At 40.9% G+C, this 11,748-nt stretch carries 13 protein-coding genes; 7 read left to right on the top strand and 6 right to left on the bottom strand.

The annotated features are described in order from the left end of the window. Nucleotides 1-53: 53 nt before the first annotated feature. Entirely contained in the window at nt 54-1,256 is a 1,203-nt protein-coding gene (locus ACVCDT_RS03390; RefSeq protein WP_447131348.1) for an aromatic ring-hydroxylating oxygenase subunit alpha, read from the bottom strand. A 94-nt stretch (nt 1,257-1,350) separates the two neighbouring features. Between ACVCDT_RS03390 and ACVCDT_RS03385 the strand changes: the two genes are divergently transcribed. The 5 genes from ACVCDT_RS03385 to ACVCDT_RS03365 all read left to right on the top strand — a co-directional run bounded on the left by ACVCDT_RS03385 (nt 1,351) and on the right by ACVCDT_RS03365 (nt 7,418). Beyond that, nucleotides 1,351-2,919, top strand: coding sequence for a phytoene desaturase family protein (locus ACVCDT_RS03385; RefSeq protein WP_447131347.1), 1,569 nt, complete (start codon nt 1,351-1,353; stop codon nt 2,917-2,919). Nucleotides 2,920-3,001: 82 nt separating this feature from the next. Then, a complete protein-coding gene (gene nhaC, locus ACVCDT_RS03380) occupies nt 3,002-4,405 on the top strand; it encodes a Na+/H+ antiporter NhaC (protein ID WP_447131346.1) in 1,404 nt (467 codons plus the stop codon). Between the two features lie 89 nt (nt 4,406-4,494). Continuing rightward, nucleotides 4,495-4,941 (top strand): peptide-methionine (R)-S-oxide reductase MsrB, encoded by a 447-nt coding sequence (msrB, locus tag ACVCDT_RS03375; RefSeq protein ID WP_447131345.1) that lies wholly within the window; start codon nt 4,495-4,497, stop codon nt 4,939-4,941. A gap of 1 nt (nt 4,942) precedes the next feature. Next, on the top strand, nt 4,943-5,440 hold the full coding sequence (msrA, locus tag ACVCDT_RS03370; RefSeq protein ID WP_447131344.1) for a peptide-methionine (S)-S-oxide reductase MsrA: 498 nt from the start codon (nt 4,943-4,945) through the stop codon (nt 5,438-5,440). 121 nt (nt 5,441-5,561) lie between these two features. Next, on the top strand, nt 5,562-7,418 hold the full coding sequence (locus ACVCDT_RS03365; RefSeq protein ID WP_447131343.1) for a hypothetical protein: 1,857 nt from the start codon (nt 5,562-5,564) through the stop codon (nt 7,416-7,418). A 45-nt stretch (nt 7,419-7,463) separates the two neighbouring features. Here ACVCDT_RS03365 and ACVCDT_RS03360 read toward each other — a convergent pair whose 3' ends face one another. Beyond that, complete coding sequence (locus ACVCDT_RS03360; RefSeq protein ID WP_447131342.1) at nt 7,464-7,847, bottom strand: hypothetical protein; 384 nt, start codon at nt 7,845-7,847, stop codon at nt 7,464-7,466. A 124-nt stretch (nt 7,848-7,971) separates the two neighbouring features. Beyond that, nucleotides 7,972-8,412, bottom strand: a complete 441-nt coding sequence (locus tag ACVCDT_RS03355; protein ID WP_447131341.1) for a cupin domain-containing protein — start codon at nt 8,410-8,412, stop codon at nt 7,972-7,974. Between the two features lie 97 nt (nt 8,413-8,509). Between ACVCDT_RS03355 and ACVCDT_RS03350 the strand changes: the two genes are divergently transcribed. Continuing rightward, nucleotides 8,510-9,085, top strand: coding sequence for a TetR/AcrR family transcriptional regulator (locus ACVCDT_RS03350; RefSeq protein ID WP_447131340.1), 576 nt, complete (start codon nt 8,510-8,512; stop codon nt 9,083-9,085). A 21-nt stretch (nt 9,086-9,106) separates the two neighbouring features. Here the strand turns inward: ACVCDT_RS03350 and ACVCDT_RS03345 are convergent, their stop codons facing one another. Continuing rightward, nucleotides 9,107-9,415, bottom strand: a complete 309-nt coding sequence (locus tag ACVCDT_RS03345; RefSeq protein ID WP_447131339.1) for a hypothetical protein — start codon at nt 9,413-9,415, stop codon at nt 9,107-9,109. Nucleotides 9,416-9,574: 159 nt separating this feature from the next. Here ACVCDT_RS03345 and ACVCDT_RS03340 point away from each other — a divergent pair, with 159 nt between their 5' ends. After that, nucleotides 9,575-10,015: an SRPBCC family protein gene (locus ACVCDT_RS03340; RefSeq protein ID WP_447131338.1), complete on the top strand. Its 441-nt coding sequence runs from the start codon at nt 9,575-9,577 to the stop codon at nt 10,013-10,015. Between the two features lie 21 nt (nt 10,016-10,036). On the opposite strand, the gene ACVCDT_RS03335 is transcribed toward ACVCDT_RS03340, so the two are convergent. Together ACVCDT_RS03335 and ACVCDT_RS03330 are read right to left on the bottom strand one after the other, a co-directional pair. Further along, the gene (locus tag ACVCDT_RS03335; protein WP_447131337.1) at nt 10,037-10,468 is read right to left on the bottom strand and encodes a hypothetical protein; all 432 of its coding nucleotides are present in this window, start codon (nt 10,466-10,468) and stop codon (nt 10,037-10,039) included. Further along, complete coding sequence (locus tag ACVCDT_RS03330) at nt 10,456-11,739, bottom strand: TonB-dependent receptor (RefSeq protein WP_447131336.1); 1,284 nt, start codon at nt 11,737-11,739, stop codon at nt 10,456-10,458. The genes ACVCDT_RS03335 and ACVCDT_RS03330 overlap by 13 nt, the downstream gene beginning before the upstream one ends. Nucleotides 11,740-11,748 lie beyond the last annotated feature (9 nt).

Here is an 11,748-nt window from a genome sequence, read left to right as displayed (position 1 = left end):
GCAGAAGCCGTTTCGCGCTGAGAAAAATGAGTGGGTTCACCTTGGCAACTAGGCTAATTCAAAGCCAGTAAATACCAATTTAAAAAGCCTTGTTGGAAACTTTCCATTTGTGACAAAGGGCCGGGTTGATAAAAGTGCGAATCTACCCCTAATTTGTTGTTCATAATGATGCTTTTGTCGGCTTCAGTGGTTTGATCCCATAACCAGGTAAGGGCCTCTAGTTGGTAATCACGCCCCTGTACTGCGCTATCTTTAACAAACCAACTCACCTCACATACACAAGAGTTAACCGAACAAGGTAAAAATTGATAGGCCACCATGTAATCGTCGTAAATTAAAAAATAACTGAGTGGCCCAAGCATCAATTCAGACGCCCCGCCTGTGTACCGCTTTAGCTTACCTAACAATGGCGCCACAGCCTGACCGTCAACACTGCCGGTTAACATCTTGTTATTTAACGGATTATGATCGTATTGAAAACCTTCTTGGCCGCTTGCTGCTTTGGCAAAATAATAGTCATGTTGCTGAAATTTAGGATCATTTGGGTGTTTGTCCCAATACTGTTGTTTGACTCGCGAGAAGTGCCTGGGTGATTTTGCCATAGCATGCAGCTTGGCAAACTCTGGATGGGCAGGCCCGCAGTGATAACATTCTTGATAGTTTTCCACTGCTAATTTCCAATTGGCGGCCATAGGATAAACTTGTTTATGGGCCAATTTCATTGTTTCAAAGCCGTATAAATCTAAAATCCCCCCTAACTTTTTATGTATGGCATCAAGCCCAAGTGGCTTGACGGCCAAACTAATAAAAATTAACCCACCTATAAGGGTTAAATTGACCTCATGTAAATTAAACTCGCCGACCTCAAAATCATCAGGCATATTGCGCGCCGCAATTAACGAACCGTCTAACTTGTAGTGCCAAGCATGGTAAGGGCAAACAAAATGTTTTTTTGAACCAGAGCGGTTGAGGCATATGCGTGAGCCTCTATGCCGACATACATTTAAAAAAGCCTTTATTTGATTTTCAGCCGAGCGGGTGATCAACACAGATTCGTTGTCTAACTCAAAAGTAAAATAATCACCAACCTGAGGGATTTGTGACACATGCCCAGCATACAGCCAATGCTTAAAAAACAACTTTTTAAGTTCGGCCTGATATAAATCACTATCATGATAGAAGTCACGAGCTAAGGCGTAACCTGGCTTATGTTTGGCAACAAGCTGTTGAATTTTAGCACTAGGATCTTGATGCATTGGCGAAAACTTCCTCACTAGCTCAGATGATTGACAGTATTGAACGGGTGTTCAATACTGTCAATCTTCAAGCAGTAAGCAGTTAGGATTGAATATGTTAGATGCCATTATAATAGGCGGCGGTCACAACGGGTTAGTATGTGCTAACTACCTCGCAAGAGCAGGTAAAAAGGTAAAAGTACTAGAGCGTCGTTCGGTTGTAGGGGGGGCAGCGGTTACCGAAGAATTCCACCCTGGCTTTCGAAATTCAGTGGCATCTTATACTGTGAGTTTACTTAATCCTAAGGTCATAGCTGATTTAAATTTACATCATCATGGCCTAAAAATTGTTCATCGCAAAGTTAATAACTTATGGCCTCACGACAATCAGGACTTTTTAGCTTTTGTAGTGGGAGAAGAAAATTTAAAAGCTGAAATAGCGCGTTTTTCGCAAAAAGATGCAGAAGCCTTAGACCGATATTTTCGTGACACTGGCATGGTAGCCGATTTGATCCGCGACTTTTTATTAGAAACGCCACCTAATGTGGGTGGTGGCATTAAAGACATATTTAAAGCCGCTAAATTTGGCAATCGCTTGCGTAAACTGCCCATAGAAGATGAACGCATAGTGCTAGATATTTTTACTAAAAGTGTTTCAGACTTTTTAGATCTGTATTTTGAAAATGACTATGTGAAAGGCGCCTTTGCATTTGATGGCATAGTCGGCAACTACGCCGACACTCAAACTCCAGGTTCGGCCTATGTGTTAATGCATCACGCTTTTGGTGAAGTGAATGGCGAAAAAGGCGTGTGGGGTCATGCAATAGGTGGCATGGGCGCTATCACACAAGCCATGGCCAAATCAGCCCAAGCTCAAGGGGTAGAAATTCAAACCGATGCCGCAGTACAAAAAGTGCTAGTTAAACAAGGGCGCGCATATGGCGTGCAATTAGAAAACGGGGAGATTTTAGAAGCTAAGATTATCGCTTCAAATCTAAATCCTAGTTTGTTGTACAACCAATTGCTAGACACTGAAACCCTACCTGAAGACTTTGCACGGCGCATGAAACATTACAAAAATGGCTCGGGTACTTTTCGCATGAATGTGGCCTTAAGCGAATTGCCTAAGTTTAGCTGTTTGACTCAAGAGCGTGCTACCCCAGACCACCTTACAGGGGGCATTATTATTGGCGGCACCTGTGAGTACCTAGATCAAAGTTATCGAGACGCACGCCAATTTGGTTGGTCTAAAGCCCCAATTGTAGAAATGCTTATCCCTTCAACTCTAGACGATAGCTTGGCCCCCGAAGGTCAGCATGTTGCCAGTTTATTTTGTCAGCAATTCGACCCTAATATTGATTGGGATACCCACCGCGATCAAGCCGCTGAAGCCATTATTGATCAAGTAGAAAAATATGCCCCAGGCTTCAAGCAATCTATTGTCGGTCGTCAGGTATTAAGTCCCCTTGATTTGGAGCGCAAGTTCGGTTTGACTAAAGGTGACATTATGCATGGCAATATGAGTCTAGATCAGATGTTCAGTACCCGCCCTTTGTTAGGCCACGGTAACTATCGCTCGCCCATTAAAGGTTTGTATATGTGTGGTGCAGGTACCCATCCTGGTGGAGGGGTGACAGGTGCGCCAGGGCATAATGCCGCTCGCGAAATTATTCGCGACAATTAATTAAAGCCTAAGCAATAAGGAGCAAGGTATCGAGCCGAACCAAGAGCAGCCCAAACCCATTATCTTAAGCCGTTTTGATGGCGTGCTTATTAGTATTATCTTGCTAACGCTTATGGGCCTAGTGATTGGTATTTTTGGCAGTGATGCGCTGGCTGGCGCCACTCAAGTTGCCATGTTAATGATTGGCTTTTTAAGTGCTTTAGTGGGGCTAAAAAATGGCTTAAGTTGGCAAGACATTGAACAAGCTATTATTCAATCCAGTGCAAAAATTGTTAGCCCCATACTGATCTTTTTATCCATTGGCGCTTTGATAGGTAGCTTTATGTTATCCGGTGCCGTGCCCAGCTTGCTGTACTATGGACTGAATATATTATCCCCCAGTTACTTTTATCCGCTTACCTGTTTAATATGTGCATTAGTTGCCATTTGTATAGGCAGCTCTTGGACCACAGCTGCCACCATAGGCGTGGCGTTAATAGGCGTGGCTTACGGCTTTGAACTATCGCCAGAAATAACCGCGGGGGCGATTATTTCGGGTGCTTACTTTGGCGACAAAATGTCGCCCTTATCTGAAACCACTAACTTAGCCCCTTCTATAGTTGGAATAGACTTATTTTCTCATATACGGCATATGGCATGGGTCTCTGTGCCAAGTTTTATCCTTGCCCTAGCAGGTTTTTTATTTATTGGATTAAGCCACAGCGTTAGCGCTACCAGTCAAACTGGCATTGAGTCCTTTATTCAAACTCTAGATCAACAATTTATTATTGCCCCTATAAACCTTGTACCTGTTGTGTTGCTTTTATGGCTAGCGGTCAAACGTACCCCGGCTTTTCTGGCGATAATGGGCGTGTCTTTATTAGCTTGTATATTTACTTTGGTGTTTCAATTTCAGGCACTGCTAACTTTTGCTGGCAGTGGCCAATTAGTCGACATTATTCGCGCTTTTTGGGTGGTGTTATTTGATGGCTTTCAAATACACACCAATAACGAGAGTGTAAATAACCTATTGTCTCGTGGTGGCATGGCGTCAATGGTCAGCATGGTGTGGCTAGTAATAGCATCTATGATGATGACGGGCGTTCTTCAGAGAGTGGGCTATATAGATATGCTCATGCGTATCATGGTAAAAGGAGTACGCTCCACAGGCTCATTAATCGCTTCTACCATGGCCACCTGTTTAGGGGTAAATATCGTTACAGGCGATCAATATATGGCCCTAGTCCTGCCTGGTCACATGTGGCAAACAGAGTTTGCTAAACGCCAACTGGATAATGTCAATTTATCTCGTACCTTAGAAGATGCGGGTACGCTCACCTCTCCATTAATTCCTTGGAATGCCTGTGGGGTGTTTATGGCGGGCACCTTAGCTGTAGGGACTTTGGCTTATTTTCCATACTGCTTTTTTAATTTACTTAATCCCATTATGGCGTTAGCTTTTGCTTTTTTTAATGTGAAAATTTTAAGCCGCCAAACACCCAATTAGGTAGTGGCGCTAACTACTAATGCCGTTTAATCACTATGCAGTCTATAATCAATGACTTCATATAGTCGCTCATTTTTAAAAGAGAACCTATGCCTGAATATAAAAAATCCCAAGCTGCCATAGACGCGCTAACACCTGAGCAATATAGAGTAACTCAAGAAAACGCGACTGAATATCCAGGTACTGGAGAGTTATTAGATAATTCCCAACCAGGGATCTATGTTGATGTAGTGTCAGGGGAGCCGTTATTTGCCTCTTCAGCTAAATATGATTCTGGCTGTGGGTGGCCTAGTTTTACTAAACCTATTGAGCCACTGAATATCAATGAAATCACCGATACTTCACACGGCATGCAGCGCATTGAAGTACGTTCAGCCCATGGCGATAGTCACTTAGGCCATGTATTTCCTGATGGTCCTAGTGAGCAGGGTGGGCTGCGCTATTGCATCAATTCTGCATCTTTACGTTTTGTTCATTTAAAAGACATGCAAGCCCAAGGTTATGCTGACTACATTGACCAAGTAGAGCAGCAATAACATGGCTATCGAAAAAGCCCTATTAGCAGGCGGATGTTTTTGGGGAATGCAGGCCCTGATACGTAAACAAACTGGCGTTGTTAGCACGCAAGTTGGTTATACGGGCGGTGAGCTAAAAAATGCCACTTATTATCATCATGGTAATCACGCTGAAAGCATTGAAATTTTGTTTGATAACAAGCTAACCAGCTATAGGGATATTTTGGCATTTTTCTTTCAAATTCATGATCCTACTACCCTAAACCAACAAGGTAATGATAAAGGCAGCGCCTATAGATCGGCTATTTTTTACCTATCAGAGTCACAACATCACACCGCATTAGAGACCATAAAAGCCGTAGATAATTCTGCTTTATGGCCGGGAAAGGTAGTGACAGAAGTAACTCCAGCTGGAGATTTTTGGCCGGCAGAACCCGAACACCAAGACTATTTAGAATATAGACCTAACGGCTATACCTGCCATTTTCCTCGCCCAGATTGGGTATTGCCTAGCGCTTAGCAAGCTGGCAATCTATGTGCTTGGTGCTTTGCCACTGCGTTTGAAGTGATAACTTCATCACTAAATTAGGCTTGTATGGCTTGTTTTTTTGCCAGCAAAAACTTGTAGTAAGGGATTGTTTTTGAAAAAAATTCGTAAATTTTTTGCCAGTATTTCACTTAAAAAACTCAGTACCCCACCACGTTACGAATCTTACATGTGGGGCAATAACCGTAGTTTATTTGCCACCTTGTTTTATGGACTGATTTATTACGTACGCTTTATTTCACCTTTACAACTAGTTAAAGCAATTTTTAGAGCGGTACAAGAATCAGATTTAAACGATAAAAAAGAACGCAAAGACTTTCATTCACTACACACTGAAATTTATCTGTTAAGCATCTTGCTTATCAGTGCTGCACAAGTATTTTTAGCAGAAAAAGGTTTAGGCTTTTTACCTAAATGGATAATGATAATCTTGTTAATAGAGTCTATTTTTTGGACCTTCTATTACATGCTGTTTAGGGTGCTTATTGAAAAGCACTTATCGATTTTTAACGAAGCCGAATACTTTTTGTCTTTGCCTATAGTGTTAGTCACCCAGTTTTTATTATTTGCCGCCCTCAACCAAGGGGTAGATTTAAGCAATGTGGTGGCCACAGTATTTAATATTTCAAACAACCTGCCCACCCTTCCCTTGTGGTTAAGTATAACCCTTGGGGTATTAGGCTTTACCTACACCGCAATCATTATTGCCAATGTAATTAATTTATTGCCACCTTTGCCTGTGTGGCAGCGCCCAAACATAACCATTATAGGGGCTGGTGACTTAGTTAAAAACCGTCTGCTTGATGCTTTAGTCAGTGAACAAGGCGATAGTGGACGACGCTTATATAAACCCCACCAACTGGCAGTTGCCAGTGACTATATTGATAGTGATTTTCGCCAACGATTAGATAAATTAGGCATCCAATATTATTCGGTACGAGATAGCCAAATCTCTGCTAACACCCCAGACAACGAACGCAACAAAGTGCTCGAAAGCATAGTTGCCTATGTAAAAAAACGCTCGTCTTATGCCATTATTGCTTCTCCACCCGATACCCATTTAGCGTTAATGTCAGAATTAGCTTCGGCAGAAATCATTTTTGCGGTAGAAAAACCCATAGTTGCCACATCAGCAGAGCTAGAATATGTGACAGATGCCAACAGTAGATTAATGAAACAGGGCTTTTTGCTTAGCTACTATTGGCTAGAAAAAGCTTTACCTATTAATTATTTTTTAAGTTTGAACACAGCACACAGAAAATACTTAGATATTAAAAAACAAGGAAGTGATGAGAATTTATCAGTAGGCGCACTAGATAGATTAAAGCAGCGTTTAGGCAAGCCTACCCATGTACAAATCGAGTTTTACGAAGGCCCAGAAACCCGACCTTGGGCACTGCAGGCCGATACAGGCGGATTCTTCTTAGAAACCTTTATTCACCCCATGAGTTTATTATTAAACTTTGTGCCAGGTGACGGGCAGATCACATACAGTCCAGACAGTAAATGGTTATTAGATGAAGCGGCACAACAAAGCCAAGCTGATACTGAGTTAGGGGCAAGCTTTATTCATTTATTAGGCGAAATTAATCAGTGTCAGTTTGAGATTAAAGCGGGTAAATTTACTCCACTTAAGCGCCGAACTGCCAAGCTCACCTACACTCATGGGATAATACATGTCGATTTAGACAGCAAAAGCTGCACTATCATTCTCGACCAAAGTCAGCCAGTAGAAATAAAGGTAAAACAGGATTATCAAGGAAATTACTTTATTCAAGCGGCGTTATTTGACGAATACATTCGCGATAATGGTGAATGGATTGGCCCACGATTTGATGATTTCCCAGGACAAATTAAAGTGCTGCAACAAATGTTTACCTTGCTAAGTGCTCAAGGCAAACACTTTTATCAGCCTCAAATAGTCAAAACCACAGACCTTGAACTGAGCTAAACCTATAGCTAATTACTAGCAGCCCAAAAATACGGCTGCTAGGATTTATACATTACGTTGAAAATGCACTATTAGGCTATAAAGATCACAGCGTAAGTCATATTGGGTAGTCACCGAATAGGTTAAAGAGTTTTGCCCCGAATTTAATAAACTGCCATCAAACAATACCACTCGCAAATTTTGTAGGCTGTAATTTAGTGGTTGGTTGGCATCACCCTCTCTTGACTCAATTTGCTGCCCGTTTAGGCTAAGGGAAACAGTCCCAGGCAAGCCTCCAGATAGAGTTTCAGTAATCAGAAAGTAAGGCCTTTGTGCCGCTCCAGATTGAATTACATTGTCTGACAAAATAAAGTCAAAAGTCTGACTTTGATTACTGGCAATGTGTGTAGGGGTGTCGTTAATTACTTTATAATCAGCTAGTTGGGCCATTTGTTCACCTCATTTAAGTTTTGGCTGTGGGCACAACATCTACTACATCTTTAGTTTAGGGCAAGGCGCCCTTTAAAAAGATAAGAATCTTCCCTTTTTTAAGTTAAATTTGATTCAATTTACATTACATAAAAGTCACTTGGTGACGTTCACCAATAGCAGGCATTTTGCTTAAATCCTTGGGGATATTGGTGACTGTGTCGTTGATTTCTTGGAAAAACTGGTGAGAATGGCTAGGAGACTCAAAAGCAATTAGTAACCCTTCCTCTTCCGATAGTCCAGTAAAGCTATGGGTGCAGTTTGCCGGCACTAACACATAATCGCCTGGATTTAGGTTATAACGTTTTTCTTCAAGCTGCAGTTCAACTTGACCTTTCACTACATAAAAGGCTTCATCCCAAGGATGTTTATGCGGTGGCGCCCCTAACCCCTTAGGCACTGTATTTAATAAACTAGAATAGCGTCCTTGAGTGTCTGTACCTTTACACAAAAATTTAATTTGCATGCCTAACACCTGTAGCCATTCATCTTGGTTAGCAAGTTTTACTATGGGTTTAGTTGCCACTTTATATCTCCTTGGTTTTTACTGAATTAAAATAAAAGTAGACGAATTTCATGAATTGCGCCACACTGTCATGACGTATGATAAAAAAATAAATAATATGTCGAGCTTGCAACAGAAAAAAGCAGATTTCACCCAACAATTATTGCTTAGCGCTGCCACTGAGTTGGCCAGCCAAGCCAAGATAAGTGAGATTAGTTTTAAAAAAGTCGCAGACCATGCGGGAATATCTGAACGCACAATGTTTAGGTATTTTACTAGCCGCGAGGCCTTTTTAGATGCCCTGGCAGATCATCTGCACAAACAATTGCAGCTGCCACCACTGCCTAATAGCGTTAACCACTTAGAAGAATACGTAGGACAACTGTTTAACAGTTTAGAAGGGCAACCTAAGGTACTAAAAATATTATTCGATCCCTTGCTGCTTTCGCGGATTATTAATACCTCTGCTAAACATAGGTATTTAGAATTAATAACCTTGCTAGAACAGCATTACCCAAAATGTGATAAAGCCTTAATAAAGTTATCAGCGGCAAATATTCGTTATGTAATGAGTGCTTCAAGTTGGCGCTATTACCGAGAGAATTTTAGCTTTGACCTTAATACCAGTATTCAATGTGCGCAATTAATAGTGCGTCAAAGCCTTGATTATTTAAACCAGCAAGCCAACCTTTGAGCTAGGACTTATAAGGCAGAATTATTTACGCCTTTCAATAGCCGGAATGTCAAAAAACTCACTGGCAGAAAACCCTTTGACTGCGGCTAAGGTGCGTTTGCGCTGCTCTCTATCCTGCACACTTTGACCAAATACCACAAAGTGCTGCTGCTCAATTAGAGCTGTTGCTTGCTCTCTGGTGATCACTCCTAATAATTCAGCCGCACGCAATAAACCTTGAACTTGATGTTTAGCCTTTAAGTCTGGGGCTCCTTGTTTAGTGGCTTGAAACACCTGCTGTAATTGTACTTGGCAATATTCGATAAACGCTTGATGTGAAAGTACTGACATAGATCACTCCTTGTTTAAATCCATACCTGAAACTAAGCAAAGTCTTTAATTTATCACACAAAACAATAGACTTAAGAAGTTGTTAAAAAATACGGTTAGCGTTTCATGCTGCAGTTACTTTGGTTACACTGACTTAAATTTAAGCCCTAAAGATAAGCCATGCTTTTTATTAAAATTGAGCAGTATTTTGATAAACCTATAGAGCAGGTATTTGCAGATTTGAGTGATCACAAAACCTTAGGGCAAATTTTAGGCTTTAACATTACTCGTATTAAAGACAGCAAAGAAGACAATAAAAATGCCCTGGGCAGTGAGCGACGCGTGGCGATCTTCCCTACCCCTGCCTTTGTAGAAACCATCACAGCGTTTAAAGCCAATCAATACATTGCCTATCAAGTGACCCAAGGTAGCCCAATAAAAAATCATAAAGGGGAATTGTTTTTTAGTCGCAAGGGCGCGCAAACTCATTTACTCTATACCATTGAGTTTGAGCCAAAACTCAAAATCCCAATGTGGGGAGCGGTATTAAAAGTGCTAATTCAAAGGCCAATTATTAAAGGCTTACAGCGGTATGCATTAAAGCGTACAGATTCAATCTAAGCCTATTTACAGAATCACGACTTATTCCACCCGGTAAATAATCGTCAAATTTTCTGGAACTTCAATATTATCTGGTAGGTATGCCACAGTGTTTTTATGGCTTTTTAAATAAGCCAACAAACTGTCAACAGTTTCAAATTCAAGTGGAGGTTGTTTTTTGCCACCAAATCGCATTTGCGCCCAATAAGATTGGATCCTCGATTCGGTTAAGCCAACAACTTTAGTATTAAAGATCAGCCTTGCATTATTAGCCGGTGATAAGGTCAAAGGCACTAACTTAAACTGGGTATTGTTTTTCATAAACACATCACGCAACTGACGTTTTTCAATCTTCACATTGGCAAGTTCGGTATTAGCCACCACTATTATGCCCTTGGCATTGGCGTTAGAAAAAGCCAGCATTATCAGTAGTATAGTGATTATTTTGCTTAGCACTCTCATCAAAATACCCACTCTACGCCTATTTGATACAAGCTGGCTTTGCGATCAAAATTAGGGTCACTAATATTTTCAAAAAAAGAGTTTTCATTGGGTTTGCCATTTAACAAAGTCAACTCTGCTTTTGCGGCTAAATTATATTTAATATCCCAACGTAACCCTAAAGAGATAGAGTCTAAAGAATAGAGCGGTAGGTTAGAGGTAATCCCGTCGTAAGCAAATGACAGTTGGGTTAGAGGCACTGAGACATTCTTAGGAATGACATTTTCAGGAATGTCATAATTAGTTTTAGAGCTTGAGTAAGTAATATGAGCTTGAAATGGATAAAAGTTATAGCCAAAAGTTAAATAATAAGCATCGACTTCTGGTACCACTAACAGGTCTGAACGGATTTTAACCCACTCGGCGCCAGCAAAATAATCTAAGGTATCGTAATTGATATTGGCTTGATAACCAGTGGCATCACCATTAATTCGCAAGGAATTTGCTATATCAACAAAGCCTGCCAATTCTAAGGTATTGGCAAAGCTTTCGAACTCCCCCAGCTCGGTAAAAAAGTCAGATGACTGAATAGCAGAGGCGCGTGCACTAAGGTTGCCATTATAAAGGGTAAAGATTAGCCCTTTAATTTCGTTAACTTCTAAAGCTACCTGTTCGCCTGCCCGCGAAAATTCACCTTTATACCTACCGTAATAGGCCTCTAAGTCAAAATTAAATGGATTGATATGAAAGGAATAAGTGGCACTAAGGCCTTCGTAATTTGAAAATAAAAAGCCGCTATATACTTGTTGAGGGGGTGAAATCCAAGGATAAGAAAAGCCGACATCAATAACATCTGAGTATCTAAAAAAGGGCGTTCTTAATTTACCCACTTTAAATCGCCAGTCTGAATTTGGCTGATAGGCTAAATACAACCACTCTATGCCTGAGTCTCGCTCATCACTAGAATGCAATAATAATTGCCCAGATAAACTAATAGTATCGGTAAAACTCGCATCGGCCTGCAAAGCCAACAAAGACTGCTCTGAAAAACTTAACTGATTGCCATAACTTAAATAGGTGGCATCTTGTTCATCTAGGTACCCCCCTACTAAACGTGCAAAACCACTGAATTTCACTTTTTCGACAAAAGCCTCGTCAGCAAAAGCAGCAGTTTGGCTAGCCCCCAGAAAGATTAAACATAACAAACTATATTTGAGTACAGATTTAGTTGCGATGATATGGCCCCCAATACAAAGATATGCAGAAATATAGTACAAAGAATCTAAAACACTAGTTAACAGCACTTTGCTAAA

The sequence above is a fragment of the Paraglaciecola aestuariivivens genome (genome assembly GCF_052983255.1).
This window is presented reverse-complemented; position numbering and strand designations above follow the sequence as displayed.

Bases quoted from the DNA above. Each gene is read 5' to 3' on its own strand.
- ACVCDT_RS03390 (WP_447131348.1), bottom strand. From the start codon at position 1,256: ATGCATCAAGATCCTAGTGCTAAAATTCAACAGCTTGTTGCCAAACAT.
- ACVCDT_RS03385 (WP_447131347.1), top strand. From the start codon at position 1,351: ATGTTAGATGCCATTATAATAGGCGGCGGTCACAACGGGTTAGTATGT.
- msrB (WP_447131345.1), top strand. From the start codon at position 4,495: ATGCCTGAATATAAAAAATCCCAAGCTGCCATAGACGCGCTAACACCT.
- msrA (WP_447131344.1), top strand. From the start codon at position 4,943: ATGGCTATCGAAAAAGCCCTATTAGCAGGCGGATGTTTTTGGGGAATG.
- ACVCDT_RS03360 (WP_447131342.1), bottom strand. From the start codon at position 7,847: ATGGCCCAACTAGCTGATTATAAAGTAATTAACGACACCCCTACACAC.
- ACVCDT_RS03350 (WP_447131340.1), top strand. From the start codon at position 8,510: ATGTCGAGCTTGCAACAGAAAAAAGCAGATTTCACCCAACAATTATTG.
- ACVCDT_RS03345 (WP_447131339.1), bottom strand. From the start codon at position 9,415: ATGTCAGTACTTTCACATCAAGCGTTTATCGAATATTGCCAAGTACAA.
- ACVCDT_RS03340 (WP_447131338.1), top strand. From the start codon at position 9,575: ATGCTTTTTATTAAAATTGAGCAGTATTTTGATAAACCTATAGAGCAG.